Here is a 25,701-nt window from a genome sequence, read left to right on the forward strand (position 1 = left end):
AATCAGTTGATTTTCCCCCTTCTTTTCAACTAAGTTGATTTGAGCTCGAAAAGTCAACTAAAATCATTTATTCTGAAGTCATGAAAAGTGACGTGTCTCAGACCGACGCCCAAAGGCTCGGCAGTGAAATTCGCGAAGTGCGCAAAGCGCGTGGATTGACCCTACAACACCTGTCCGAGGTGGTGTCGTGCTCCAAAGCCTATCTCAGCCGAATTGAACTTGGGGCGGCCAATGTGTCGGACGACCTGCTTGGTGAAATCAGCGATGCGCTTGCAGTTGACCCCAATTGGTTCTTTCCCAAACAGGAAGGCAACGGGCCTCTTGAGCGAAAGCACGTCGTGCGACGCGAAAACCGTAGGGCGCTGTCCGCTATGTACACGCGATCAACTGATGAATTAGGTTTTGAGGACGAGTTGCTTTCAAGCACATTGTCCGGCCATTGTTACTTGATCCTATCACGGTTCCGCCCCGGCGCAGGAGAACCACCCGAGCCACTCGAAGGCTATTCTTTTGAAGGTGAGCAACACGCCATAGTTCTTAGCGGTGAAGTTGAGCTACGTCTCGGGGACGAGATCATTTCATTGCGCGAAGGAGACAGCTTTTCCTACCCATCCATGATCGCGCATCGCTTTCGCAACAAGACGGAGAAAGAGGCAACAATGGTTTGGGCGATGTCACCGATACGCATCACGTGGTGACTGTTGGCCAGAGGTTACCAAAGCCAGAAATTTTCAATTGCATTGTGAAAAGTCGGCACACTGGCCGGTTCAAAAGGCAGTCAGAAGGTGGTCGATTTCGCCTTTAATATGGCGGTGCTGTCAGACGAATTCGAACTAGTCTCAGTTTGCCTCGGTAACCGCGAACCTATCCGGAACAAAGTTGACGCCACTCGCTAAGAGCGGCGGCGCGGGTCAGCTTGAAGGTATCTCTGGTTGCGAGCGATCTTTCCTGGTTGAAGTGGTTGTAGACGGAGGAATGGACGGAGGCGAATTTCTGCAAACTTCGCATTTGCCTGAAACGTTGCATGGCGCGTTCGCGTCGTCGAAACGGCAGGTGCGAATTCTCAACACGGTTGTTGAGCCACCTTCCCGTCTGTTGTTTTTCGAGCGCGCCCAATTCTCTGAGCGCTGCTTTGTAGGATGCGAAACGGTCGGTCACGATCTCATCGGCACAAACATGGCGCTTCATCAATTTCCTGAGGAATTTCAATGCCGCCTGCTTGTTTCGGCGTTTGGTGACGATTGCTTCCAGCACTTCACCCTCATGATCGACAGCCCGTCAGAGGTAGTGTCTCTTGCCATTCACCTTCACGAAAACCTCGTCCACGTGCCACTTCCATTTGGAGAACGCGCGCAGTTGCTGAGCACGCTTTCTTCGGATCTCAGCAGCAAACATTGGGCCAAACCTGTTCCACCAATACCGGACAGTTTCGTGCCTCACGTCGATGCCTCGCTCGTGCAACAGATCTTCGACATTCCGAAGCGAGAGCGGGAAACGGATGTACAGCATCACCGCAAGATGGATGACCTCTGGGCTGGTTTTGAAGTATTTGAAAGAGGCAGGATTGGTCATGGGCAAAAGCTACGCAACCGCCCTGCCCCGCTCAACCCAAGTTCTTCTGACAAGACCTTACTTTGGTCTCCTTCGCAGTCATTGGCAGACCTTCAGCATTACGCCAGCCGACGTCGGCCCAGAGCCGACCTTGACCACAGGTTCTGATTGCGGCTGTGCGGCCCGTCGAAGCTGCCATTCGCTGCCGCTGCATGATCGACGACAGAACGAATTCACACAACGCACAACATAGCCGCCAATCTCGCGGAATACCCTGCCGCAGTTTAAGACCTGCCTTTCGGCCAATGATCCTGCAGCAAAACTACGGCAGTGCGTCCGGCCTCCAGAGCTCGGTCCGCCTCGTCTTCAGTTCCTGCCAAACGAGCCAGAGTGATCGTACCCATCAGGAGTGCCATCGCAGCCAGGCCCTGGTCCGAGCCGGTTTCCGGCGTGTCCCGCAAAAGGGCCGCCATGCGATCCGAAGCTTGAGCGCCCGCGTGCCGAGATGCGCCCTTGGTGCGGGCAAGCTCGGTTCCCATCGCCGCCAACGGGCATCCATGTCGACTGTCTTGAACATGAGCTTGGGACAGGTACTTGGCTATGTAGTCCTGACGTTCCTTCCCTCGCCCTTCGCTGGATTCCTCGCGTTCCATGCCTGAAACAACATCGTCGATCGCGTGCCGGAAGGCTGTCGCGATCAAATCCTCTTTCGACTCGAAGTGCCGGTAGAAACCACCATGTGTCATTCCGGCTGCCTTCATGACGTCAGCGACGCTTGTCGCTTCGACCCCGCGTTCGCGGAACAACTGTGCTGCAGCATCCAGTATCCTGTTGTGACTGCGCCTTTTTTCCGCTTCCGACATTCTCGGCATTTTCGCGCTCCTAGGCGGGGTTGACAATTAAGATTACATGTATCATCTAAATTATAGATTGCAAGCATCATCTAAAGGAGTGTGCCCGTGCCTGCCAAGCCTAAGATCCTCGTCACCAGCGCAAGCGGCAAGACCGGGCTGCAAGTCGCGCTTCAACTCAGAGCCAAAGCCTATCCTGTCCGCGCTTTCATACGGCAGAAGGATTATCGCTCTGATATTCTCGAACGCGCGGGTGCTGAACTATTCGTGGGTGACCAGTATTCCCTGAGCGACATGCGCTCGGCGATGAAAGGCGTGCAGCGGGCGTATCAATGCGCTCCGACAGCACCCAATGGGCTGCACTTCAGTGCGGTCTTCACCGCTGCGACTTACGAAGCAAAGGTCGAACACGTCGTTACACTTAGCCAATGGCTTTCGAGCGTAGATCACCCATCACTGTTTACACGTGAAGTATACCTGGGCGATATCCTGATCGGCATGCGTCCCGAGATGTCTGTGACCACGGTGAATGTCGGCTGGTTTGCCGAAAACTACCTGATGGTACTGGGCATGGCGGCCCATCTTGGGAAGTTCACGATGCCGCTCGGCGACGGCGACGTGAAGAAGAATGCCGCCCCCTCAAACGAAGACATTGCCCGCGTGGTTGTCGGTGCCTTGACGGATCCGGCACACCATGCAGGCAAGACTTATCGTCCCACGGGTCCAACGCTGCTGTCGCCCAACGAGATCGCCGAAGCAATGGGCCGCGCGCTGGGGCGGCGGGTACGCTATGTCGATATTTCCGAACGAATGATGGTCAAGGCGCTGAAAGCCCTTCGCCCAGCAAACTATTCGGAAGCGGCAGTCACCCAGCTTGCAATCTATTCAGAAGAGTACCGGCGAGGCGCCTTCGCGGTGAATGCCCCAACCGAAGATGTGTTCCAAGTCAGCGGACACGAACCTGAAGCCTTCGAAAGCATTGTACGGCGCAAGGTCGCTGAACAACCCGACCTGGTGCGCAGCCTGTCCCGCAGCATAGGCGCGATCGGCATCTTCCTGAAGATTCTCACGACGCGCCCGTTCGATCTTGATCACGCTCAGAAGCAGCGAGACTACGTGCAGCTCTCATCCGCTTCGTACTGTCAGGACAATGCGGCCTGGACAGAAAAGCACCAACCCAAGGACGTACAAACCGAACCGAAGCGTGTTGCCTGAGACCGCAAACGACGAAGGATTGTTCCCCAAGACGAAAGGACCTCTAAATGAACATTCAGGACGAACTTATCACTCGAAACCAAGAATTCTCTGCGGGCTTTGACAGTGCTAACCTGCCGATCCTGCCAAAGTTGCGAACGGTTGTTCTGACCTGCGGTGATGCCCGGGTCGATCCCGCGCACATCCTCGGACTGGAGCTTGGCGACGCGGTTGTGATCCGAAACAATGGCGGACGGGTTACGCGCGCCGCAATCGAAGAAATCGCCACCCTCGCCTTTCTGGTGAGCGCTATGACGGAGAGCCGCGAACAGGGGTTCAACGTCATCCTGATGCAGCACACACAATGTGGAGCCGAGCGGCTGTCCAATCCGGACCTTCAGGACGCGCTGTTGAAAAAGCTTGGGATTGACGTATCCGAATACGCGATCACGGATCAGGAAAGCGACCTTTCGGCAGACATCAAGCGTCTAGCGGCAGCACCGGAGGTACCGGACGCGATCACCGTCTCGGCCTTGCTTTACGATGTTGCCACTGGAAAAGCCCAAGAGATTACTCCTGCCGCTTCACTGGGGACGATCCGGGCCGAGGTGAGCGTATCGCAAACTGCGGCTCGAGCATGAAGGTCTGCCCACCCCCTATTCACGTAAACAGACGCATATCGAAAGGATCGATCAGATGACCCCCACAGTGATATTCCTTCTTCAATTCGCGATGAGTCTCTTTGTCTTTGCTCTGATCGCGGCATGGTACGTTGCACCTTGGCTTGCACGGCTGTCGGTGGCTGCGGCGCTCTCAATGCTGCTGCTGCCGCATGCTTTCCGACACATCGGAATGAGCTTCATGGTACCAAATCTCAACAACGGAGGTTTGCCCGAGGTGTTCGCAACCAGCGCCAGCTATGGCGATCTACTCTCGGCGTTTCTAGCAATCGCCGCGCTTATCGCTTTGCGATGGAGATCAGTGGTTGCCCTTCCGTTGGTGTGGGGTTTCAACATCCTTGGTACTGTCGATCTGGTGAACGCCTTGCGCCAGGCCGAGGCAATTAACTACTTTGGCCCCACTTGGTTCATTCCAACATTCTTTGTGCCGGTACTTTTGGTCACGCATGTGATGATCTTTGCACGGCTGTTGAAGGCAGATGGCCCCAAGACAGCCTCGGCATGAGAGGACAGGTATTGTTCCAGGGCAGGCAGCGCTGCTGCCCGCCCCAACTGAGTCTCACGGCCCTTTCCGGACCTTCGTCCCACCCTCACGATGCTGCAGCCGCAATCCGCTTACCGGTCTTTCGCTGCGATTGTGCGCTATGGTGCTGTCCGAACTCACAGTTTGGGGGACGAAGCGTAAATTCGCTACAGTTGACGCAAAAGTCAGCTTAGATGCCCATTGTGCTGTCAGCGACCAGAAAGCCTGAGTCAACATTCAACAGAATTGTATCGCGCGGGCTTCTTACCTGTGCGGACCGCCTCTTCGTGCATCGGTTTCAACTGTGGTGCACTGCGCATGAAATCCACAGCCCTGGCCGCGATCATCATCGTAGGTGCATTGAGATTGGCGCTTGTAATCTCTGGCAAAACCGAAGCATCCACTACGCGCAAGGCTTCAATTCCGTGCACACGAAATTTGTTGTCAACCACCGCCAGTCCATCATGGCCCATCCGACAGGTGCACGACGGATGAAAAGCGGTTTCCACTCTCTCGCGCAGCATGGCCTCGATATCCTCACTTGTTCGACAATCGGCACCCGGAGTCATTTCCGCGCCGCGAAATTCGTCAAAGGCCGGTTGCGCCACAAGCTCGCGCGCGCGGAGCACACCTTCTCCCATTTCGCGCAGGTCGTCGGGGTCGGCAAGATAATTGAAATGCAACCTTGGTGGCCCCCGAGGCGTGGTGCGGTTAAGTTCGATGTAGCCTTTCGTTCGTGGTCTTGCATGATCTACGTTGACTGAGAACGCCTGATTGATCGTGATACGATCCCCTTGAACCGTAAATCCCAAGGGGCCGAAATGGTACTGAAGATTGGGATGGGAAACATCATCATTGCTGCGTATGAGGCCACCCGCTTCCCATATATTGGATGTAGCGATGCCCTGGCCGGTCAGGACCCATTGCACCCCTGCGGTCGCCCTGACCAAAGGATTACCGATGCGGTGAAATGCAAGCCGTTTGCGGCAGGCAAACTGCAGCTTTATCTTGGCATGATCCCGAAGATTTTGGCCAACGCCAGGCAAATCAGCAAGAACTTGGATGCCGCAATCACGCAAATGATCCGCCGGACCTATACCGGACAACATGAGCAATTGAGGCGAGTTGATCGCTCCGCCACACAAGACAACTTCTCGTTTCGCCCTTACAGTCTTATGCTCCCCAGCCAGCTGGAACGTCACACCCTCAACGCGGTGACAGCGAATTTCCAGTTTTTCGACATGGGCTCCAGTTTGCATTTTGAGGTTCGGGCGCCGTAATGCCGGGGTCAGGTAAGCTGTTGCGGCGCTGCACCTGCGATTGCGGCTTTTCGTAGCGTCATAGCGCGCCACGCCCTCAGGATGCTGACCGTTCAGATCATCACTTGCTCCCTGTCCGGCTTGTGCGCCAGCCTCAAGAAAAACGTCGTATAGTGGGTCAGTGTTATCTGTGCGCGTTACTTTTAGAAGGCCCGAGTTTCCTCGCCAATCATTGGCTCCTTGATCATAGCTTTCGGCTGCCTTGAAATAAGGAAGGCAGTCGGCATACCCCCAACCCGCAAGTCCATGATCGCGCTCCCAGCGGTTAAAATCGTCTGGATGGCCACGCATATAGACCATTGAATTGATCGAAGAAGACCCTCCCACAACTCGCCCTCGCGGGGTTGGTATCCGGCGGCCATTCAACCCGGCTTCGGGTTCCGATACGTAATTCCAATTGATCCGTTTGTTTCGGAAGGCCCGATAAACTCCGGCGGGAATTTGTATCATGACGTTACGGTCAATTGGCCCGGCTTCGAGAACTAAGACAGAAACTGACGGATCGCGACTCAATCCTTCGGCAACGACACAGCCGGCCGAACCGGCGCCAACAATGACAAAATCGTATTCGTCTATCTTCATGCAATCCCCGAAACATGCACATGCACAATGCATTAACTCTGTCAGAGAAGAAAGAAGACTATACACAGCCTGAAGTTTAGACCAGTGTCTGCTTTAGGTCAGATTGCAGCAGTTGGTGCTGTCAGACTAATTCGAACTAGTCTCAGTTTGCCTCGGGAACCGCGAACCTATCCGGAACAAAGTTGACGCCACTCGCTAAGAGCGGCGGCGCGGGTCAGCTTGAAGGTATCTCGGCTTGCGAGCGATCCTTCCTGGTTTAAGTGGTTGTAGACAGAGGAGTGGACCGAGACGAATTTCTGCAAATTTCGCATGCGCCTGAACCGTTGCATCGCGCGTTCGCGTCGTCGGAAAGGAAGGTGTGAATTCTCGACGCGGTTGTTGAGCCACCTTCCCGTCTTTTGTGTTTCGAGCGTGCCCAGCTCTCTGAGCGCGGCTCTGTATGAGGCGAAGCGATCCGTGACGACGTTTTTCGCTTTACCGTGTCGCTTCATCAATTTCCTGAGGAATTTCAACGCGGCCTGCTTGTTTCGGCGTTTGGTAACGATTGCTTCCAGCACTTCGCCCTCATGATCGACAGCCCATCAGAGGTAGTGTCTCTTGCCATTCACCTTCACGAAAACCTCGTCCACGTGCCACTTCCATTTGGAGAACGCGCGCAGTTGCTGAACACGCTTCCTTCTGATCTCAGCAGCAAACATCGGGCCAAACCTGTTCCACCAATATCGGACAGTTTCGTGGCTCACGTCGATGCCTCGCTCGTGCAACAGATCTTCGACATTCCGAAGCGAGAGCGGGAAACGGATGTACAGCATCACCGCCAAACGGATGATCTAAGGACTAGTTTTGAAGTACTTGAAGAAGGCAGGTCTGGTCATGGGCAAAAGCTACGCAACCGCCCTGCCCCGCTCAAGCAAAGTTCTTCTGACAAGACCCAGATGGCAGAACAACTATGCTTGCTTCAGACCAACCAAATCGGAATAAGAACGCTCACCGCGAGTGATTTGACGTTTGAGGGTGTTCGTTGCTGCTTTTACTTTACCCTCGCCCAAAAGCGATGTGATCGCTTGATGTTCCTTGAAAGATTTCTTCGTTCGATTGGAACGCTTGGACAGGTGTGTCCGCATAGTTTGGACGATATCTCTGACTTTTTGATATCCATCCCGCAGGTAACTGTTTCCGCAGGACCTGAAAAACGCGTCGTGAAACTCGGCGTCAAGTTCCAAGTACTGCTCGAATTCATCCGCTTCCTGCGCTTTCGACATCTTCGAAACAATTGTAGACAGCTCATTGATCAGAACCGAAGGGTTCTTACTAAGCGCCTGCTCCAAAGCTGCAGATTCTAGGATGAGCCGATACTGGCAAAGCTGCACCACGTCCTCTTGAGAAAGAGAGAATACAAAGGCTCCTCGATGAGGAAAGATCTGAACGAGCCCCTGAAGATTCAAAGCCGATAGCGCTTCGCGAATCGGAGTTTTGCTGATGCCCATGGCATTTGACAGCTTCACTTCCGGCAACGATTCACCCAATTGAAACGTGCCATTGATTATGCCTTTTCGGATATGCTCTTCAGCAGTTTTACTCAACGAATCCGGGCGCTTAATCTGCAAAATCTCGGTCATTTTCACTTCGTCCTATTTCGTCTCTCCAACACAATAGCACATGTAAGCTTGATTTCTATATTATATCTGATATCTCAGATAATAGATCGAAAATGACTAAATCCGTGGGAGGATACCTTGTTCAAGAAATCAACATTGGCGCTTGGCGTCGTCATGTCAGCCGGGCTTGCTTTTGCAGCATCCGCTGAAACAGTCATTAAGGTTGGGCATGGCGCAGCAGAAGCGTTTCACATGCATCGCGCGCTACTGAAATTTGAAGAACTGGTCGAAACTGGCTCGAATGGTGAGATCGACGTACAGATATTCCCTTCGTCGCAGATGGGCCCTGATCGCGAGATGATCGAAGGTGTTCAAACCGGCGTTCTGGAAATGGCCATTCCTCCTTCCTCTTTCTTCGCGGGCTGGGATCCGGCATTTGCAGTAATTGAACTGCCTTACATGTATTCCTCCAAGGACATCGCCTTTGATGTTCTTGATGGCGATGCTGGTGATGACATGCTTGCACGGGTCGAAAACCAGGGATTGGTCGGTCTTGGCTGGCTTGAATTGGGTGTACGCAATGTGACCAACAATGTCCGTCCGGTTGCAACCCCCGCAGATCTCGAGGGTGTCAAGCTGCGCACCATGAAGGTTCCGGCACATGTGGCGACATTCGAAACGCTCGGGGCCAACCCGACGCCAATGAACTTTGGTGAGGTCTATTCTGCTCTCCAGCAAGGCGTGATCGACGGTCAGGAAAACCCACTGGCGATCATTACCTCACAGCGTTTCTACGAGGTGCAGAAATACCTTTCGACCACGGGCCATGTCTTTGCGGTCTATATGCCTGTCATCTCCAAACCGTTCTTTGACTCGCTGTCCGCAGAGCATCAGCAATTGGTCCGGGACTCAATGGCCGCCGCACGTGACTATCAGGCGGAACTGGTCGCAAGCGAAGATGCGGAACAGCTGGAACAGATCCGTGCTGCCGGTGTCGAGGTTCTGGAACTGACTGCAGAACAGCGACAGGCCTTTGCCGACAAAACCGAAAGCGTCCGTCTGCAGTATCGCGACGAGGTTGGCGCCGAAGCCTATGACGACTGGGTAGCAGCGGTTTCCGCAGCGAGCGGAAGCTGACCCTCGGACTACTCAGCCAATACGGGCACCCGTGCCATGAAGGTTCGGGTGCCCCTTTCGTTCAGGGGAGGTGAACGGTGTCGGTTATCAAATGGATCGATATGAATGCCGAAAAGGTCTTAGCCAGCGCACTTCTGGCCGCGATTGTCTTGTTGATCTTTGGCAATGTGTTCATGCGCTACATTCTGAATGCCTCTCTTTCATGGGGCGAAGAGCTAACGCTTTGGCTGTTTGTATGGTTTGTCTGGCTTGGCGTCAGCTATGCATTCCACACAGGCGATCATGTGCGTATCACAGTCCTGCGTGATGTCCTAAGCGAGCGCGCAAGGCTTTACGCGGATGTTGTGATCGCGCTTCTTGTCCTTGGATTTCTGGTCGTTCTGACAATTGAATGCATCAAGCTTATCCGACAGCCTTTTGTGGCCAGCCAGACGTCAGTCGTTTTGGGACTACCGATCCCAATCCTTTATGCTTCGGCGCCGATTGGCGCAGGCCTGTCCGCGATCCGCGTCACTCAGCATCTGATCCGAACCCTGCGCCTGATCGCAGGGACCAAAGCGTGAGGAACCCGGCATGCTTGCAACTACGCTCTTCCTGACGCTTTTCGCCCTTCTGCTCTTCAGCGTGCCAATTGGCATCTGTCTGGGCCTAGCCACCATGATCGTGATGGTCTTTGTGGATGGCACCCCACCCATGGTTCTTTTGGCACGGTCCGTGGTAACAGGCGCGGACTCATTTCCCCTGATTGCTGTTCCCTTGTTCATCCTCGCTGGCGACCTGATGCAGCACGGCGGAATGTCTCGTCGACTGGTTGGGTTCGCTAACGCACTGATCGGGCATATCCGGGGTGGACTTGCTTATGTGAACGTACTCGCCTGTGTGTTTTTTGCCGCCATATCCGGTTCGTCTCCTGCGACCGTAGCCGCCATCGGGTCGAACATGATCCCTGAGATGGAGAAGGTCGGCTATACGCGCAAATTCAGCGGCGCATTGACGGCATCCTCGGGAATGATCGGCGTTATGATACCGCCAAGTATTCCATTCATCATATATGGGGTAACTGCCGAGGTTTCGATCGGCAAACTGTTTCTTGCAGGTGTTGTTCCTGGCATCCTCTTTGCCCTCATGTTCATGTTGGTGGCTCGCGTTCTGCTGAGAAAGGACGAGGTTGTTCAGCAATCGACAACCACGTTCTCAGGCCCTGGCGTCTGGCAGAGCTTCCGCTCTTCCATCTGGGCGCTACTGGTGCCTGTAATCATCCTTGGCGGCATCTATAGCGGGATCTTCACCCCTACTGAAGCCGGAGCCGTGGCCGTTGTTTATGCCGCTTTCATCGGCATCTTCGTTTATGGAGACATCACCCTCAAGGACCTGCCAGAGGTTTTGGCGGGCAGTGCGAAGACCAGCGGGACCATTCTGATATTGGTAATCATGGCGACCGCCTTTGGCAGGTTGATCACGCTCGCAAGAATCCCTACAGAGCTCGCAACAACAATCACCAGCCTGTCCGACAATCCGATCATCATTCTGTTGCTGATCAATCTGCTGTTGCTGGTGATCGGCATGTTCATGGAGACGATTTCTTCGATCATCATCATGACGCCGATCCTGCTGCCGGTTGCAACCGCACTGGGTGTCGATCCGATCGTTTTTGGTGTCATCTTGACGGTCAACCTGGCCATTGGGTTCTGCACACCGCCATTGGGTGTAAACCTGTTCGTGGCCAGCAGCATTTCCAAGGTTTCCATCGAAAGCCTCAGCCGGGCAATCCTGCCATTCTTTGCCGGCATGCTGATCTTGTTGATGTTCATCACTTATGTGCCCGCAATTTCCTTAGCCTTGCCATCCCTTTGGTGACCGGCTGAAGCCCTTCTAACGTTAGACAACAACACCAGAGGACCCGGATGGATCTGGACCTTTCTCACCCGTCGATAGAAGACCTTCGGCGAACCGCACAGAAGCGCATTCCGAAGTTTGCTTTCGAATACCTCGACAGCGCGACCGGCCGGGAGCTGGGATTGAAGGTCAACCGTGACGCTCTCGATGCCATAGGATTCATGCCGCGTGTGCTATGTGGCCGAACAAAGGCCGAACTGCAGACTACATTGATGGGTCAAAAATACGACCTGCCTTTCGGGATAGCACCGGTAGGCATGTCCGGCCTGATGTGGGCGGGAGCTGAGCGGATGCTTGCCAAGGCAGCAGTTGCTCACAACATTCCGTTCTCGTTGTCCAGCGTGGCTGTTGCTTCGCCTGAAGATGTGGCGCCTCATATTGGCAAGAACGGATGGTTTCAGCATTACCCGGTGAACTCCGGCGATCTGCGCCGCGCTATGCTGCCGAGGATTAAGGCAGCGGGATTTCATACGCTGATTATCACGGTGGACGTTCCAGAAGAGAGCCGGCGCGAACGACAGCGCCGTGCCAATCTGACGGTGCCTCCAAAAGCTGACCTGCGCACGCTGACTGAAATGGCATCACGACCCGCCTGGTGCCTTGCACATCTGCGCGAGGGCATCATGCCACGTATGCGGTTCTTTGACGATTACGTCCCGACCCGCGGGCGAGAAAGCTTTACCCATGCAGGCGCTCTGATCCGTGGGATTCCAGATTGGGACTACCTGCGCGAACTGCGGCGGGAATGGGAGGGTCACCTGATCGTCAAGGGTGTCCTGCGGCCGGAGGACGCGCAAAAAATGGTGGCCGAAGGCGTGGATTGCATCTGGGTCTCAAACCACTCCGGGCGTCAATTCGAAGCCGGGCCCGCCGTGATTGACCAACTCCCGAACATCCGCGAGGCGGTCGGAATAGATGTGCCACTGATCTACGACTCTGGCGTTGCCTGGGGATTGGACATCATGCGTGCCCTGGCGAAAGGTGCAGATTTCGTCATGGTCGGGCGCGCCTTTCAATATGCTGTTGCAGCGTTCGGAGCACGAGGGATCGACCATCTCGTTCACATCCTGAAAGCTGACATTGAGGCCAACATGAGCCAGCTTGGTAGCGAAAACCTCGGCAGTTTGGCAGAGCACCTTCTGAGAACAGGCTGATCGGCGCTTGCGGCGCGTGGCGTATCACCCAGGCGCGTTGTCATCCTCGTCAATCAGCCCCTTGACGATCAGATCCGCAGTTGAGCGCGAACATGCCATTGGCAGATTATATACCGTTGCGAGACGGGTCAGAGCCTTAACGTCGACGTCATGTGGCATGGGTGAGAGAGGGTCGACAAAGAAAATCAATGCATCCAGTTTCTCTTCGCAGATCATGGCGCCGATCTGTTGGTCGCCTCCGAGTGGTCCGCTTTTTAGGCAGGTCACATCCAGTTCTGGATAGGCTTGCTTAATGCGACTACCGGTAGTCCCAGTCGAAAAGATTTGTACTCTGGACAGGCGGGCCAATTGCAAACCCACCCATTCAACGATTTCATCCTTTCGCGCATCATGCGCTACAAGCGCGAAACGCAGCGCATCACCGGATGAATTGTTCAACGTAATCTTCTCCAAGACCGACTTCCGCGAAATGTTTCCGGCACAGATCAATCTTGGTAAAGACATCTTCGTAGCCAGTGACCTTGCCCCACGGATCAACATAGCACATCACGCCATTGACCTGGAAATAGGTAACCATCTCTTCGACATCGTCGGGAACGACCAAGGTATGAGTCTCACCCGGCGGCTCAAAGACATATCCCCCCTCTTCCGCAACCCAGTCATGTTCCAGATAATGCCAGCGCCCTTTCAGGACGAAGCCGTGGACGGGCTGGGGATGGCGGTGCCGCGAAAGAACACCAGCTTTGCGCACTTTGAGAAGGTTCATCCAATAACCTTGCGAGCGGTTCAGGCAGAGCGGTCGGAACCAGACGTTCTCTGCCTGCGGAACCCACAGTCTATCGTCCTCGCTCATGGCATTCGGGATCACGATTTCGTCTTGCGCATCCTTGGGGAATGGCAACTGATAGGGCATTCGGGCGGTGTCATGGTCATTCATTGATTTTCCTCACATAGCGAGATAGCCGCCATCGACCGGATAGATCGATCCGGTCACAAAGCTGGCATTTTCACTCAAAAGCCATTGCACAAGCGCACCGACTTCTTCGGGTTTCCCCCAGCGCTTCATTGGCGTACGCGCGATGATCCCCGCTGTTCGTTCAGGGTCTTCCCGAAGGCCCTGGGTCATCTCTGTCTCAATCCAACCCGGCGCGATGGCATTGACCCGGATACCGTCTTCGGCCCAGCGACCTGCGAGCGCCTTGGTCAACTGTGCCACGCCGCCCTTAGAAGCGGAATACGCCGGAACCAAAGGCCCACCAAAGGTACTGAGCATAGAGGCGGTGTTGACGATGGCCCCACTCGCTTCAGCCAACAATGGATGCGCGGCAAGACAGCAGCGCATGGTGCCTGTCAGATTCACATCAAGCACCTTGGCGAAGACGTCGATGTCGTATTCTTCGCCACGCCGAAGAATACCTGCGCAGTTCACCAAGGCATTCAGACCCGTGAGCCCACTGAACACATCACTAATTGACGCCTGGTCGGTGACATCCAAGAGCTGCACGTTGATCCCGTCCTGAGGCTCGAATGCATCCATTTCGGATTGGGAGGCGGAAGCGGCAATGACGGACCAACCTGCGTCTGCCAACGACCGTGCAACACCCGCACCGATCCCTCGCGTACCGCCCGTAACAAGGGCCTGTTTCATCCAAGTTCCTCCAATACACTGGTGAAGGCGCGCGCGCGCCTGCCGATATCATCCAATGTATAGCTCGGTTTGAACAGCGCGGAGCCCAGCCCATATCCATCTGCACCCGCGGCATGATACGACGCCATCGTTTCCGGCGTTATGCCCCCTACCGCAGCGATGACTGCGTCTGCAGGCAATACGGCGCGCATGGCAGCAATGGCAGCTGGCGGCACCATTTCCGCCGGAAAAAATTTGAGGACCGATGCTCCGATATCCAACGCCGTAAAAGCCTCGGAGGGGGTCATGACTCCTGGACACCAATAAAGATCCCGAGCGACAGCCGCGCGCCCGACGTCCGGGTTCATATTGGGCGACACGATGATCCGCCCGCCTGCATCTGCAACCGCCGCGACCTGATCCGTAGTCAACACTGTGCCAGCGCCGACTATGGCTTGAGCGCCATGTTTCGCAGCGATCTGCGTAATCGATTCCAGCGGGTCTGGTGAGTTGAGCGGCACTTCGATCATCCGAAACCCGGCATCGAAAAGTGCATCAGACACCGGGCGCGCATTTTCTCGTGCCAGCCCCCGCAAAATCGCAATCAGCGGATTCTCAGCAAGAGCTGCGGAGAGGTCAATCATCCGACCAACCCCGCAGCGCGAGCAATCAAAAAATGCCCTTTCGCAACGATATCATCTGGCGCGCGGCGGCTGTCGAAATCAGCAGTTCGAAGCGCTATTTCGTATCGGTCGGACAAGTCGCTGCGTCCAACAACAGTGATCGTGCCGACGTCTTTTACTTCGCCGGTCGCGGCAGCAACCTCGGTCCCGATCAACAAGCCCGACAAGTAGTCGGCCGTGGCAACCTTTGGGATTTTGCCCATGAGAGGAAGCGTCCGAACATGAAACAGGCTGTGCAGCAGGTTCGACTCACCACTGAGGCCCGCCTTGACGCCCATCACGAATGCGTCTTCGCTGAAGGCGTCCTCCTTCATCAAGGTGCCAAGGATCGTGTGTTCTTTCAGCGCCGAAAAGATCTCACCTGTCATGTAGGTCGAGAAATCCACGATCTTCCCGTCGGCAACCTGAACCCATTTGCTGTGCGTTCCCGGCATCACGAACATACCTTCGCTCAAACCTAGCGAAGATGCCCCAATGATCTGGGTCTCCTCGCCGCGCATTACGTCCGGTCCTCCGGCATGTTCCGTCGAGGCACCGGTCACGAAATGAATACGCGCACCGTTGGCCGCTTCGTGGGGGACCAGCGCCCGCGCAAGACCGCCAGCACCCAGCGGCATTTCAGCATATTGCGTTTCTACCCAGCCATTGCGGCTGGTGATCATGCCAGATGCCAGGATCGGCAGGTTAGCCTTGGCGACCCAAGGGCCGATTAGACGATCAAGGACCGCCTCAAAGGTTTGTCCCGCAACCTGCATGATACCTTCAGGCGACGAGACCCCATCGATCACGTCGCCCTCCGCACCAATTAGAAATGCACGAAACGATGAAGTGCCCCAATCTACGCCGATCAGCGCTGGTTCAGATGCGACCGAATTCATTTAGCAGATCCTCAACGGTTTTGCCTTGGGCCACCCATTTACGGGTTTCCTCCTCACGGTCAGCTTGCTCTTGAGCAAGGCGCACGGTTTCTTCGGCAATTTCCTGTGGAACCACGACGACGCCCATAAGATCAGCTACAATGAAATCTCCGGGGTTTACCACGACGCCCCCACAGGCGATTGGCACATTGATCGAAAGTTCTTCTTTACGTTCCGAGAACATCGTGTGCGTTCCGCGCGGCGTGATCGCGCGCGTCCAGATTGGCCAGTTAATGTCTTCCAACTCGTCTGTGTCACGCCCAGTGCCATCTACGATCATACCCCGAATGCCACGGTTCTTGGCCAGGCCACCCATTAAACCGCCGCAGACTGACGTTTGACGATCACCACCCGCGTCCACAACGATCACGTCCCCGGGTTGTCCCATTTCAAGCGCTCGCAATGGGTCGACCAGATCACCTTTTGAAAGCTGGACCGTCACGGCCTGGCCTGTCACCTTGGCGCGGAAAGCGGGCTTGATGGCGCTGTCCATCACGCCTGTTCGGTACTGCACATCCGCAAAAATGGCAGCAGCAGAGTACGCCTCCAACACCTTGTCGAATTTTTTGAGAAGTTCCGGGTTTCTTTCAAAATCATTAAAAACCCTAAGGTCCGTGCTGACGTCTGGCATTCTTGTCTCCTGTTATGCGGTAGATACGGCCAATGCGTCGGCATTGACTGTGTAGTCGGGGTTTTGTCCTGTCAGGACCTTGGCCACTTGCGTAGCCGCGGTAACCCGCGCTGCGTGTATCGATTCCTCGGAATAGTAGGCGGCATGTGGTGTTACGAGGACGTTGGGCAGTGTGAACAACGGGTTGTCATCAGGCGTCCAGTTGGCGCGCTTTGCCGGCTCTTCTTCGGGATCGTCGAGCCCTGCAGCGGCCAAATGGCCTTCGGTCAGCGCCCGGAACAGGGCTTTGTTGTCGACCGTTGGTCCGCGCCCAGTGTTCACGAGTATCGCACCGGGTTTCATGACCGAGAATTCGGCATCCGACAAAAAGTGATGCGTGTTCGGCGTCATCGGCGCCTGCATCAGGATATAGTCGGACCTTGCCAGCAATTCGGGCTTGCTCACCAGCTCGACCCCAATATTCGCGGCGACTTCTCTTGGCAAATACGGATCATAAGCGATGACCCTAACTCCGAAAGATTGCGCCCGAGCCACGATGGCTTGCCCGATTTTACCCAGCGAGACGACACCCATCGTCCGCCCGCGCAACCGATAGACCGGCTGCCCGCTTTGCCACTGCCAGACCCCTGCATGAGTGGCCCGATCATAGTCGGGCAACTTGCGCGCCAGGGTCAGCCATAGGGCAATCGCGTGATCGGCGACTTCCTCGGTGCAATAGTTTTGCACGTTGGTAACGAGGATGCCTTTTTCCGTTGCCGTGCCGACATCCACGATATCTACGCCTACGCCATAACGCGCGATGACCTCGCAGTTCCGCATCCGCGTAATCGTTTCTTTCCCGATCCGGGCATATTGGTTCATCATCGCTGCGCAATGCGGCGCGACATCGAACAGGTCTTCCTGGCGCTTGGCCTGAAGCGCAATCACCTCGGCTCCTGCGGCTTCCAGGATTTCCGTCTCAACGGCAACATCACCAAAGTCGTAATCGGTTATCACGACCTTGGGTTTGTCCGTTCTGGGGGAAAAGTCGGCGCGATCAGTCATAAGCGCCCGCCGAATAGGTCAATTCGTACGAGTGGCTGTAGAGCTCGAAAATATTGCCAAACGGGTCTTCCATATAAACCATGCGATAAGGCTTTTCACCTGGGTAGTACTTGCGCACTTGGCTCATGCGCTGGCGTCCACCCAGGTCTTCGATAACCTTGATGCGGCCTTCCAGATCCTCGTCCTGTACGCAGAAATGAAACAAGCCACGCCGCCAATATTCAAACGGGCGTTCTTCTTCGACGGTCTTCGGGAACTCAAACAATTCAATGCCAACACCGTCGCCCATTGACAAGTGCGCGATGCGGAAGCTTCCCCAACCTTCCCCAAACACATCGTCGCACATCTGACCGATGGCGCTTTCGTCATGCAGGATTTCAGTTGGTTCCATCAGCACGTACAGGCCGAACGCCTTGGAATAGAACTCCACGGCTTTTTCCAGGTCGGGAACTGTGATGCCGATGTGAGAGAAAGTGAGAGCGGCCATGTAGGGCTCCTCCAGTTAGAAGTTAAAGAATGTTGCGAACGATGCCGCCTTCGATCCGGTGCGCAGAACCATTGGAGGCTGTGCTTGCTGAGATCGTGACGATCATGCGGGCGACTTCGTCTGGTTGGACAAAGCGCTGTATGAGCGATGTGGGCTCATCTGATTTAAAGTAATTGTCGACGATGGTGTCGAGCGGCTCACCCTTCTGATCGGCGAGGCCGTCAAAATAGGCCTCGACACCTTCTGTCCAGGTCGGACCAGGCAGGATCGAGTTAACCCGGACTTTTGTACCCTTTGTCAATTCTGCCATGCCACGTGTCAGACCTAACATGGCAGTTTTAGTGACAGAATAATGCACCATCTGAGGTAGTGGTTTCACTGCCGCTTCGCTAGCCATGTTGATGATAGATCCCTTATCCCGGCCAAGCATGTCTGGCAGGAAAATTCGGCTCATCCGAACGGCAGACAGGACATTGATGTTGAAATAGTGCATCCAGTCGTCATCCGTGAGATCCTCGAACGGCTTAACCGAAAAGATGCCGACATTATTCACAAGAACATCCACCGCACCGCGTGAGCGGGCAAACTCCGCCAGAGTTTCCGCATCAGACGTCTTGGTTAGGTCGGCCGCAATGCCTTCGACGTCGCCCAGAGATGACAGGTCGTCGACGCAGTCGGACACTTCCGCTGCGGTCAGACCATGCACGATGACCCGCGCGCCCTCTTCCAGGTAGACCCGGGCAGTGGCTTTGCCGATGCCGGAACCTGAACCAGTCACCAGGACCAGTTTATTTTTGAGCCCCAGATCCATCTCAGGCCTCCTTCTTAACGTTAGATGACTGCTGCGATGAAGGGCGGCCGAACATTCGACCCATCAAGGCCGAAATCTCCGCGCGCCACATGTCTATGCCGACGGCCAACAGAATGATCAGGCCCAGCACGATATTCTGAACCGAAGATGGCGCAGCGTTTAGGTTCAAACCATTCTGGACGATAACGATTGTCATCGCCCCCATCAGCGTGGCGAGGATGTTGCCACGGCCACCTGCAAGGCTGGCTCCGCCGACAACAGCGGCGGCAATGGCCTGAAGTTCCAGCGTCTGGCCATAGTTGGGCGAACCAGAGTTGAGGCGCGCTGACATCAGGATCGCACCAACCGCAGTCATAAAGCCCGCGATGACAAATGTCGTCGTCTGAACTTTACGTACGTTAATACCCGTCAGAACGGCAGCGGCTGGGTTACCACCCACGGCATAGATCTCACGGCCGAGTTTCGTGAAGTTCATAGTGAACGCGGCAAGGACGTAGAAGAACACAAGATAGAAGAAAGGCATCGGAACACCGAACAACTTGCCGTAAAAGATTGGCTCCAGCGCCGGATCCAGCGAGAAGATCGGTGACCCATTGTTGAAGGTCAGCGCAAGGCCCCTGAAGGCAATCAACGCCGCCAATGTTGTGATGAAAGACGGGATACGCCCGTAGGCTGTTATCAGCCCAATGAACAGACCAAGCAATCCGCCCATGAAGAGTATGAGGGGCAGCGCCAGAACCAGTGGAATGCCGACAAATTTCAACATTTGCGCAAGGATCATGGTCAGCAAAGCCACCATAGACCCGGAACTCAGATCGATGCCCGCAGCGAAGATCACGATAGTAGACCCGATTGCGATCAAGGCCACGATGCTTACCTGTAGCGAAAGGTTAGAAAGGTTGCCCGGGTTCAGGAAGCGTTCGGTCGTAAGTGCCACGATCAGTGCGACGATCACCATTGCTGCAAATGGTCCGATCAACTGGGTGTCAAAGATCCGCTTCATGCGAAAGCCTCCTTAGGCTTGGATTGGGGGGTGTCGGCGGACGCGCGCACAAGGTCGTCATGAGTAAGGTCGGATGCATCGACCGTGCGAACTATCGTTCCGTGCTGCACGACGGCAATCCGATCGCTCATCGCAAGCAACTCATCATGGTCTGAACTGATCAGAATGATCGATTTTCCCGCCCGCGTGAGCCTGTTAATCAGCTTGTAAACAGCGATCTTGGCGCCGATATCGATCCCTTGCGTCGGTTCATCAAGGATCAGGATGTCAGAGGCTGAGAACAGCCAACGTGCAATCACGATCTTCTGCTGATTACCACCAGACAAGAAGTTGACCGTCTTTTCCTCGGCCTGGGTCGAGATTTCCAGATCGCGGATCAGGTCATGGGTGGCTTGCTCTTCCGCCTTGAGATTCAAAACACCGAACCGGCTTAGCCCGCCGAGGGACGCTGCAGTGACGTTCCCGCTTGCGCGGAAATTGAAGAACAACCCGTCAAACTTACGGTTCTCCGGAACAAGGGCTAATCCAGCACGGATCGCATCGATTTCCCGACGGAAGCGAACTGGTTTGCCGTGTAGTGTTATCTGTCCGCCCGTCAGCTCGTCTGTCCCGAACAGGGCGCGAGCGATCTCTGTGCGGCCGCTGCCCAATACGCCACCCAAGCCCAGAACTTCGCCCCGATGCAACGAAAACGATACATCTTTCACGCCCGAATTGGTGGCCAGACCCGCCGCCTCCAGCACAATATCCTTGGTCGCGTTCTGCTCCTTAGGATAATGTTCACCAATGTCCTCTCCGACCATTGCGTTGACAATCTCAGAGACGTTGATCTTGGTCTCGCCACTTGCACGCGCAACACAGCCGTTGCGCAAGATCGTCACTTCATCAACGATCCGTTCAACCTCATCCAGCCTGTGCGACACATAGAGAATAGCGGTACCGCGCTCACGCATATTGCGCAGTAGCTGGTGCAGGCGCTCAATTTCGTCTTCACCCAATGCCGCCGTCGGTTCATCCAGGATGATCATGCGAGCGTCCATCGCGACGGCTTTCGCGATCTCGACCAGTTGTTGCTCGCCTACCGATAGCGAGCCGGTGATGGTCTCGGGTGAAACATCGACATCCATTTCCGCCAAAACGCGAGCGGCTTCGTTGTGGACCTTGGCCCAATCGATCACGCCAAAGCGGGACCGAGGCATATTGCCAAGGAAGATGTTCTCGCCAACCGACAAGGTGGGCACGATAGAGAATTCCTGAAAAACTGTTGCGACGCCCAGTTCACGTGCCGCCTGCGGGTCGCTGATCGTGACCGGCTTGCCATTGTGCAGGATTTGACCGCTATCGGGTTGCTGCACGCCGGACAGAGTCTTGATCATAGTCGACTTGCCACAGCCATTTTCACCCAGCAGCCCATGAATGGAACCGGGCATAAGCCGGATGCAAACCTTGTCATTCGCCAATACCCCAGGATAGGCCTTGGTGATATCGACAAACTCCCAAAGGGGCGTTGCGGGTGTCATTGCGATTGCCTCGACAAAAGGGGAACTCGGTTGAATTGCGACCCGGCAGCACGCGCACGCGCCACCGGGAAGCGGGGAGATAGCTCAGTACTCTTTGGACGGCTGCGGGAAGAGCTTTTCTGGCTCTTGCAGCACGCTGATCGCACCATCTTTGTCTTCAATTGATGTGGGCGTTTCGATCCAGCCGCCGGGATAGGACCCGTTGAGCGCATCAATGGTAGCATGCATGGCCGCCTTACCCATCAGGAATGGTGAGGTGTTGACGGTTGCCGTGATGTTACCAGCCGCGATTTCTTCGAGGCCAGACGTGTCGCCATCGTTGCCTAAAAGAACGATGTCATTGCGACCGAGTGCTTTCGCAGCAAAGGATGCCCCAATGATCATGTAGTCGTTCGCCGCGAAGATCATGTCGAGATCGGGATTCGACTGCAGGATATCCATACCAGCAGTGTTGCCGCCTTCAACGTTCCATTTACCGTCAATTGAGACCACAACGTCGAAGTTATCGTTGCCCTCGATACCGTCGAGGAAGCCCCCCACACGCTCGGTCGAGTGATAGCCAGGCTGCCCTTCGATGATTCCGACCTTCAACGGTTGATCGCCATAGGTTTCAATGGCCCAGTCAGCGATGGCATGTGTGCCATTGCGCTGAGAGTACCCGACCACGCCATGAATTGGCGTTGGGAAGTTCGGGATGTCCGAATTGATCATCAGAACTGCCATGCCCTTGTCTACTGCCTGCTTTAGCAGTGGTGCGGCAGCAAATTCATCGTGTGTCCCAAAGATGATTGCATCCACATCCTGCGTCAGCACATCCTGGATCATTCCCATTTGGCCGTTGATGTCCGCACCGGACTGGGGCGCAAGCATGAAGACTTCGACCCCGGCCTCAGCAGCAACCGCTTTGATGCCTTCACCGATGGCGATGTAATAGTTGAACTCGGTCGCCGGCGGCATATACGCGATCCGGAACGTATCGTTCTTGGGTTCTATCGCATCGATTGGCGCTTGTGCCCCGTCCTCAAGTGGAACCGGTGTTGGATAATTTTCCGCCAGAGCGACCGTTGCCAGCGTGGCGAACCCCGCGACAAGCGTAGTGGTCATAAGCGTTTTCAACATAGTTTTCTCCTCCAGAAATTCGTCGGTTATCCTTTGAATGGCGCGTCGATCACGCCACGAACGCCGGGTTTCGCAGCAAAGAGGCCGCCGGATTCCGGTTCTTTTGTTAAAGCTGCGTCGTCACTCATCAGCCTTGAGGTCGTGATGAACAGCGTGTCGAGATCAGGGCCACCGAAAGCGCAACAGGTGGGCTTCCAGACCGGCACCTCGATCACGTGATCTATCGTGCCGTCAGGTGCGACGCGAACAACGCGATGGCCTTCCCATTCGGCGTTCCAGACGCCCCCTTCGGCATCGACACAGGACCCATCAGGCAAGCCAGGCTCATCATTGAAAGAAGCGTGCCGCCGACGGTTCGAAACGGTTCCACTGCGGGTGTCGTAATCAAATGCGACGATTTCCCGATCCGGGGTATCCGCGAAGTACATCGTCTCACCGTCGGACGTAAAGCAAGTCGAATTGGCGCAAGACACTCCTTCGATAATCGCCCGTACACTCAAATCCTTATCGACGCAGATGACTGACGAATCGGCCTTACCAGAAACTTCATTCATGCCTCCAACAATCAATCGCCCCTGGCGATCGGTTCGCCCGTCGTTAAGCCGTGTCTCCGGATTGTTCGGCTCGAATCGCGTCACGAGGGTTTCCTCGCTATTGGGCGAATCGAACAAGACAACTCGATCAGCATAAGCAACTATCAGACCGCCAGACGCGCGCGGCGCGAAGCAACACACGCGCTCCGGCATCTCATGAGAAGCGGATTCTGACGTTGCAGGATCAAATGACCAAAGCGCGCAGCCCTCAATGTCGGTCCACCAGATAAGGCCATCGGCGGGATTCCAGAAAATCCCTTCCCCGTGCTGGTTCTTACAATCGACGACCAACTCTGCGCGCACTTTTTTCTCCTAAGTACATTCTGATATCTGATATACCAGCTTGCCTAATCTGGTGTATCAGATATCTTGCATCTGGCAACACCTTTTTTTGGAGATATCCTCAGATGGCGCTTGAGAGACCCAAGTCTTTGCGTGAACTCGCACTGGAACATTTGCGGAATAGTATTATCGATGGCTCCCTGAAAATGGGTCAGGTTTTGTCGGAGCGAAAAATCTCCGAAGAGCTGGGCGTATCGAAATCGCCAGTCCGCGAAGCACTCGCTCAACTACGTGACGAAGGGTTGGTCAGTATCGAGCCTCAAAAAGGCGCACGCGTTTTTTCGCTGTCTGAGCCGGAAGTGACTCAGATCTGCGATTTCAGACAGGCTATCGAAACTGCCGCCTTTGAACTTGCGTTGTTGCGGAACCCGGAAGGTCTTGCCGACGACATGCAGCGTGTCGTGAAGGACATGGAGAAAGAACGCAGGCGAGGCAATGAAAAGGGCTACCTTTCACTGGATACCACATTTCATCAGTTGATTTTTGAACATGCCGGTAACGATTATCTGACGGCCAGCTATACACGCTACATCGGTAAGATTGCCGCATTGCGAACCCATTTGGCGAAGCTGCCACAGCATACTGAGCTCTCCTTCGATGAGCATTCGAAAATCGCTATTGCCGTTCGCGAAGGTGACATGGCCAAAATCAAATCTCTTCTCACAGCGCATATTGACCGCACCAGACAAGCCTACAAAAGCGCCGCCATCGTCCTCGAAGGAGCGACCGCATCCTAGCAAAAACGTAGCTTCGTTGTGACGGGGGCGGGCCAGAACGGCGCCGCCCCTTTCTTTTGGGCACCTCACCGTCGTTTCTTTTTCAGTTGACATCTGAGATATCAGATGCCAATCAAGAAGCGGGAGGAAGCTTATATGACGCCAGCAATGAAACCTGACTCACTGGGGCTACAGCCACTGATCCAACTGGATCGGGTTGGCAAAAGCTTCGGCACGAACATTGTTTTGGATGGCGTCAACTTTGAATTGAGACCCGGCGAAGTTCACGCGCTATGCGGGGAAAACGGCGCCGGAAAATCCACCTGTCTCGGCCTGTTTTATGGACTTCACCAACCTTCTGCTGGGCGTATCCTGTGCGACGGCAAGGAACAGCGGGTCGAAAGCCCGTCGCATGCGCAATCCCTGGGCATCGGCTGTGTTTTCCAAGAGCTCAGCCTCGCTGGCGCGCTCTCTGTTGCGGAAAACATCTACGCGGGCCGCGTGCCCACCCGGTTTGGCGTAGTTGACTGGCCTGAACTGCGCCGCCGTGCGGAGGCGTTGCTGGCGGAATTCGGTCTGGATATCGACGTCTCAACACCCGTGGAAAACTTGCCGATCAGCTCCCGCCAGATTGTTGAAATCGCAAAGGCTCTGTCGTTGAATTCCCGCGTCCTTTTGCTGGATGAACCGACATCGGCATTGGCACCCGACGAAGTAGACGCACTATTTGAAGTCCTAAAGTCCCTGACAAAGAAAGGGATTGGCATCGTCTATGTCAGCCACCATATGGCCGAGATTTTCCAAATCTCGGATCGCATTACCGTTTTGCGAGATGGGCGCCACATCAGCACTTTACCGGTTTCGGAAACTTCTCAGGAACAAGTCGTTGCCGAGATGATCGGCGGCGCTCACCCCGGTGATGTCACGCGGTCAGGTAAGGTTAACGGTGAAGAGGTTTTGCATGTCCAAGACCTAACCCATCCAGGTGAATTCCAAGAAATTTCTTTCTCCATTAAAGCCGGAGAGATTGTAGGGATGGCAGGGTTGATGGGCGCTCGCCGCAGCGAGATTGTTCGATCGATTGTCGGGCTGATGCATGGCGCGACCGGGGAGATCAGACTTCACGGCAAGCCTGTTAACTTTGCGTCCTTGCGGCAGGCGATGCGTGCTGGGGTCGGGTTTGTTCCCGAAGAACGCAAGACTGAAGGCCTCTTTCTGGAGCAATCACTCAGCGACAACCTGATCGCGGCCAGTCTTTCCGATCATGCGTCTGCTGGGTTCATGCGTTCGGGCTCGATCAAAGCAGCCAGCCAAACAGCCATTGACGCCTTCAGTGTCAAAACCAGCGGGATTAACGAACTTGTTGGTGATCTCTCAGGGGGCAATCAGCAAAAGATTATGTTGGCCAAGTGGCTCAAACGCGCGCCAGCTCTTCTGATCATTGAGGAGCCCACAAAAGGGGTCGATGTCGGAGCCAAATTCCAAATCCACACGGAACTTTTGCGTCGAGCAGCCGAGGGAATGGCCATCCTCGTCGTGTCATCCGATTTTCCCGAACTTGTCTCTCTCTCGACCCGCATCCTTGTCGTCCACGACGGTCGCCTCATGGGAGACATCGCAGCCGCCGAGGCAACCGAAACCACGCTTCTTCAAATGGCCGCTGGAAATTCCGTTCCAATTGTGGACGCACCCCAAACCAATCAATCAGGAGTCGCGACGTGAC

The 25,701-nt window shown here is 55.0% G+C and carries 26 protein-coding genes and 2 pseudogenes; 10 read left to right on the plus strand and 18 right to left on the minus strand.

Features of this window, described 5'->3' with window-relative positions; translation table 11 throughout:
• The first annotated feature begins 92 nt into the window (after nt 1-92).
• Nucleotides 93-698, plus strand: a complete 606-nt coding sequence (locus tag ACR0M2_RS02965) for a helix-turn-helix domain-containing protein (protein WP_170393444.1) — start codon at nt 93-95, stop codon at nt 696-698.
• A gap of 166 nt (nt 699-864) precedes the next feature.
• Here ACR0M2_RS02965 and ACR0M2_RS02970 read toward each other — a convergent pair.
• Nucleotides 865-1,572: pseudogene (locus ACR0M2_RS02970) on the minus strand (IS6 family transposase).
• A gap of 263 nt (nt 1,573-1,835) precedes the next feature.
• Nucleotides 1,836-2,423 carry a TetR/AcrR family transcriptional regulator gene (locus ACR0M2_RS02975; protein WP_480703993.1) on the minus strand — a complete coding sequence of 196 codons (588 nt, stop codon included), beginning with the start codon at nt 2,421-2,423 and terminating at the stop codon, nt 1,836-1,838.
• Nucleotides 2,424-2,510: 87 nt separating this feature from the next.
• Between ACR0M2_RS02975 and ACR0M2_RS02980 the strand changes: the two genes are divergently transcribed.
• The 3 genes from ACR0M2_RS02980 to ACR0M2_RS02990 are packed head-to-tail and all read left to right on the plus strand — an operon-like array spanning nt 2,511 to nt 4,781.
• Entirely contained in the window at nt 2,511-3,617 is a 1,107-nt protein-coding gene (locus ACR0M2_RS02980) for an NmrA family NAD(P)-binding protein (protein WP_480703994.1), read from the plus strand.
• Between the two features lie 47 nt (nt 3,618-3,664).
• Nucleotides 3,665-4,237, plus strand: coding sequence for a carbonic anhydrase (locus ACR0M2_RS02985; protein WP_480703995.1), 573 nt, complete (start codon nt 3,665-3,667; stop codon nt 4,235-4,237).
• Between the two features lie 55 nt (nt 4,238-4,292).
• Nucleotides 4,293-4,781 carry a hypothetical protein gene (locus tag ACR0M2_RS02990; RefSeq protein WP_170348200.1) on the plus strand — a complete coding sequence of 163 codons (489 nt, stop codon included), beginning with the start codon at nt 4,293-4,295 and terminating at the stop codon, nt 4,779-4,781.
• 248 nt (nt 4,782-5,029) lie between these two features.
• Here the strand turns inward: ACR0M2_RS02990 and ACR0M2_RS02995 are convergent, their stop codons facing one another.
• The 3 genes and pseudogenes from ACR0M2_RS02995 to ACR0M2_RS03005 form a co-directional block, all read right to left on the minus strand.
• The gene (locus tag ACR0M2_RS02995) at nt 5,030-6,766 is read right to left on the minus strand and encodes a GMC family oxidoreductase (protein WP_480703996.1); all 1,737 of its coding nucleotides are present in this window, start codon (nt 6,764-6,766) and stop codon (nt 5,030-5,032) included.
• Nucleotides 6,767-6,867: 101 nt separating this feature from the next.
• Nucleotides 6,868-7,512 (minus strand): annotated as a pseudogene (locus tag ACR0M2_RS03000) (IS6 family transposase).
• A gap of 135 nt (nt 7,513-7,647) precedes the next feature.
• Entirely contained in the window at nt 7,648-8,319 is a 672-nt protein-coding gene (locus ACR0M2_RS03005; RefSeq protein WP_480703997.1) for a GntR family transcriptional regulator, read from the minus strand.
• Nucleotides 8,320-8,436: 117 nt separating this feature from the next.
• Between ACR0M2_RS03005 and ACR0M2_RS03010 the strand changes: the two genes are divergently transcribed.
• The 4 genes from ACR0M2_RS03010 (at nt 8,437) to ACR0M2_RS03025 (ending at nt 12,485) form a co-directional block, all read left to right on the plus strand.
• Nucleotides 8,437-9,435: a TRAP transporter substrate-binding protein gene (locus ACR0M2_RS03010; protein ID WP_480703998.1), complete on the plus strand. Its 999-nt coding sequence runs from the start codon at nt 8,437-8,439 to the stop codon at nt 9,433-9,435.
• Between the two features lie 77 nt (nt 9,436-9,512).
• Nucleotides 9,513-9,998 carry a TRAP transporter small permease gene (locus tag ACR0M2_RS03015; protein ID WP_170351622.1) on the plus strand — a complete coding sequence of 162 codons (486 nt, stop codon included), beginning with the start codon at nt 9,513-9,515 and terminating at the stop codon, nt 9,996-9,998.
• A 10-nt stretch (nt 9,999-10,008) separates the two neighbouring features.
• Nucleotides 10,009-11,292: a TRAP transporter large permease gene (locus ACR0M2_RS03020; protein ID WP_170357711.1), complete on the plus strand. Its 1,284-nt coding sequence runs from the start codon at nt 10,009-10,011 to the stop codon at nt 11,290-11,292.
• Nucleotides 11,293-11,339: 47 nt separating this feature from the next.
• Nucleotides 11,340-12,485: an alpha-hydroxy acid oxidase gene (locus tag ACR0M2_RS03025; RefSeq protein ID WP_480703999.1), complete on the plus strand. Its 1,146-nt coding sequence runs from the start codon at nt 11,340-11,342 to the stop codon at nt 12,483-12,485.
• Between the two features lie 24 nt (nt 12,486-12,509).
• Here ACR0M2_RS03025 and ACR0M2_RS03030 read toward each other — a convergent pair whose 3' ends face one another.
• The 13 genes from ACR0M2_RS03030 to ACR0M2_RS03090 form a co-directional block, all read right to left on the minus strand.
• Nucleotides 12,510-12,923: a methylglyoxal synthase gene (locus tag ACR0M2_RS03030; RefSeq protein WP_480704000.1), complete on the minus strand. Its 414-nt coding sequence runs from the start codon at nt 12,921-12,923 to the stop codon at nt 12,510-12,512.
• Entirely contained in the window at nt 12,904-13,422 is a 519-nt protein-coding gene (locus ACR0M2_RS03035; protein ID WP_170357704.1) for a 2,4'-dihydroxyacetophenone dioxygenase family protein, read from the minus strand. Before ACR0M2_RS03035 ends, ACR0M2_RS03030 begins: the two co-directional genes overlap by 20 nt.
• A gap of 9 nt (nt 13,423-13,431) precedes the next feature.
• On the minus strand, nt 13,432-14,133 hold the full coding sequence (locus tag ACR0M2_RS03040) for an SDR family NAD(P)-dependent oxidoreductase (RefSeq protein WP_480704001.1): 702 nt from the start codon (nt 14,131-14,133) through the stop codon (nt 13,432-13,434).
• Nucleotides 14,130-14,756, minus strand: a complete 627-nt coding sequence (locus tag ACR0M2_RS03045; protein ID WP_480704002.1) for a 2-dehydro-3-deoxy-6-phosphogalactonate aldolase — start codon at nt 14,754-14,756, stop codon at nt 14,130-14,132. The genes ACR0M2_RS03040 and ACR0M2_RS03045 overlap by 4 nt, the downstream gene beginning before the upstream one ends.
• Nucleotides 14,753-15,673: a 2-dehydro-3-deoxygalactonokinase gene (locus ACR0M2_RS03050; RefSeq protein WP_480704003.1), complete on the minus strand. Its 921-nt coding sequence runs from the start codon at nt 15,671-15,673 to the stop codon at nt 14,753-14,755. Before ACR0M2_RS03050 ends, ACR0M2_RS03045 begins: the two co-directional genes overlap by 4 nt.
• Nucleotides 15,654-16,343, minus strand: a complete 690-nt coding sequence (locus tag ACR0M2_RS03055) for an RraA family protein (RefSeq protein ID WP_108861947.1) — start codon at nt 16,341-16,343, stop codon at nt 15,654-15,656. The genes ACR0M2_RS03050 and ACR0M2_RS03055 overlap by 20 nt, the downstream gene beginning before the upstream one ends.
• A gap of 12 nt (nt 16,344-16,355) precedes the next feature.
• A complete protein-coding gene (locus tag ACR0M2_RS03060; RefSeq protein WP_480704004.1) occupies nt 16,356-17,387 on the minus strand; it encodes a C-terminal binding protein in 1,032 nt (343 codons plus the stop codon).
• Complete coding sequence (locus ACR0M2_RS03065) at nt 17,380-17,874, minus strand: lactoylglutathione lyase family protein (RefSeq protein ID WP_108861949.1); 495 nt, start codon at nt 17,872-17,874, stop codon at nt 17,380-17,382. The genes ACR0M2_RS03060 and ACR0M2_RS03065 overlap by 8 nt, the downstream gene beginning before the upstream one ends.
• A gap of 22 nt (nt 17,875-17,896) precedes the next feature.
• Nucleotides 17,897-18,685 carry an SDR family NAD(P)-dependent oxidoreductase gene (locus tag ACR0M2_RS03070; RefSeq protein WP_480704005.1) on the minus strand — a complete coding sequence of 263 codons (789 nt, stop codon included), beginning with the start codon at nt 18,683-18,685 and terminating at the stop codon, nt 17,897-17,899.
• Nucleotide 18,686: 1 nt separating this feature from the next.
• Nucleotides 18,687-19,688, minus strand: coding sequence for an ABC transporter permease (locus ACR0M2_RS03075; protein WP_480704006.1), 1,002 nt, complete (start codon nt 19,686-19,688; stop codon nt 18,687-18,689).
• Nucleotides 19,685-21,208 carry a sugar ABC transporter ATP-binding protein gene (locus tag ACR0M2_RS03080; protein WP_480704007.1) on the minus strand — a complete coding sequence of 508 codons (1,524 nt, stop codon included), beginning with the start codon at nt 21,206-21,208 and terminating at the stop codon, nt 19,685-19,687. Before ACR0M2_RS03080 ends, ACR0M2_RS03075 begins: the two co-directional genes overlap by 4 nt.
• Before the next feature lie 84 nt (nt 21,209-21,292).
• Nucleotides 21,293-22,327, minus strand: a complete 1,035-nt coding sequence (locus ACR0M2_RS03085; protein WP_170351639.1) for a sugar ABC transporter substrate-binding protein — start codon at nt 22,325-22,327, stop codon at nt 21,293-21,295.
• A 26-nt stretch (nt 22,328-22,353) separates the two neighbouring features.
• Nucleotides 22,354-23,223 carry an SMP-30/gluconolactonase/LRE family protein gene (locus ACR0M2_RS03090; RefSeq protein WP_480690269.1) on the minus strand — a complete coding sequence of 290 codons (870 nt, stop codon included), beginning with the start codon at nt 23,221-23,223 and terminating at the stop codon, nt 22,354-22,356.
• A 104-nt stretch (nt 23,224-23,327) separates the two neighbouring features.
• Here ACR0M2_RS03090 and ACR0M2_RS03095 point away from each other — a divergent pair, with 104 nt between their 5' ends.
• Together ACR0M2_RS03095 and ACR0M2_RS03100 are read left to right on the plus strand one after the other, a co-directional pair.
• Nucleotides 23,328-23,999, plus strand: a complete 672-nt coding sequence (locus ACR0M2_RS03095) for a GntR family transcriptional regulator (RefSeq protein WP_010437239.1) — start codon at nt 23,328-23,330, stop codon at nt 23,997-23,999.
• A 147-nt stretch (nt 24,000-24,146) separates the two neighbouring features.
• Complete coding sequence (locus ACR0M2_RS03100; RefSeq protein ID WP_480704008.1) at nt 24,147-25,700, plus strand: sugar ABC transporter ATP-binding protein; 1,554 nt, start codon at nt 24,147-24,149, stop codon at nt 25,698-25,700.
• Nucleotide 25,701 lies beyond the last annotated feature (1 nt).

It is taken from the genome of Ruegeria sp. BE10, from assembly GCF_056538905.1.

Coding starts and splice junctions, on each gene's coding strand:
- ACR0M2_RS03050 (WP_480704003.1), bottom strand. CDS start 15,673: ATGAATTCGGTCGCATCTGAACCAGCGCTGATCGGCGTAGATTGGGGC.
- ACR0M2_RS02975 (WP_480703993.1), bottom strand. CDS start 2,423: ATGCCGAGAATGTCGGAAGCGGAAAAAAGGCGCAGTCACAACAGGATA.
- ACR0M2_RS03040 (WP_480704001.1), bottom strand. CDS start 14,133: ATGAAACAGGCCCTTGTTACGGGCGGTACGCGAGGGATCGGTGCGGGT.
- ACR0M2_RS03055 (WP_108861947.1), bottom strand. CDS start 16,343: ATGCCAGACGTCAGCACGGACCTTAGGGTTTTTAATGATTTTGAAAGA.
- ACR0M2_RS03045 (WP_480704002.1), bottom strand. CDS start 14,756: ATGATTGACCTCTCCGCAGCTCTTGCTGAGAATCCGCTGATTGCGATT.
- ACR0M2_RS02990 (WP_170348200.1), top strand. CDS start 4,293: ATGACCCCCACAGTGATATTCCTTCTTCAATTCGCGATGAGTCTCTTT.
- ACR0M2_RS03025 (WP_480703999.1), top strand. CDS start 11,340: ATGGATCTGGACCTTTCTCACCCGTCGATAGAAGACCTTCGGCGAACC.
- ACR0M2_RS03065 (WP_108861949.1), bottom strand. CDS start 17,874: ATGGCCGCTCTCACTTTCTCTCACATCGGCATCACAGTTCCCGACCTG.
- ACR0M2_RS03085 (WP_170351639.1), bottom strand. CDS start 22,327: ATGTTGAAAACGCTTATGACCACTACGCTTGTCGCGGGGTTCGCCACG.
- ACR0M2_RS02985 (WP_480703995.1), top strand. CDS start 3,665: ATGAACATTCAGGACGAACTTATCACTCGAAACCAAGAATTCTCTGCG.
- ACR0M2_RS03075 (WP_480704006.1), bottom strand. CDS start 19,688: ATGAAGCGGATCTTTGACACCCAGTTGATCGGACCATTTGCAGCAATG.
- ACR0M2_RS03035 (WP_170357704.1), bottom strand. CDS start 13,422: ATGAATGACCATGACACCGCCCGAATGCCCTATCAGTTGCCATTCCCC.
- ACR0M2_RS03070 (WP_480704005.1), bottom strand. CDS start 18,685: ATGGATCTGGGGCTCAAAAATAAACTGGTCCTGGTGACTGGTTCAGGT.
- ACR0M2_RS03020 (WP_170357711.1), top strand. CDS start 10,009: ATGCTTGCAACTACGCTCTTCCTGACGCTTTTCGCCCTTCTGCTCTTC.
- ACR0M2_RS03100 (WP_480704008.1), top strand. CDS start 24,147: ATGAAACCTGACTCACTGGGGCTACAGCCACTGATCCAACTGGATCGG.
- ACR0M2_RS03060 (WP_480704004.1), bottom strand. CDS start 17,387: ATGACTGATCGCGCCGACTTTTCCCCCAGAACGGACAAACCCAAGGTC.
- ACR0M2_RS03095 (WP_010437239.1), top strand. CDS start 23,328: ATGGCGCTTGAGAGACCCAAGTCTTTGCGTGAACTCGCACTGGAACAT.
- ACR0M2_RS03005 (WP_480703997.1), bottom strand. CDS start 8,319: ATGACCGAGATTTTGCAGATTAAGCGCCCGGATTCGTTGAGTAAAACT.
- ACR0M2_RS03080 (WP_480704007.1), bottom strand. CDS start 21,208: ATGACACCCGCAACGCCCCTTTGGGAGTTTGTCGATATCACCAAGGCC.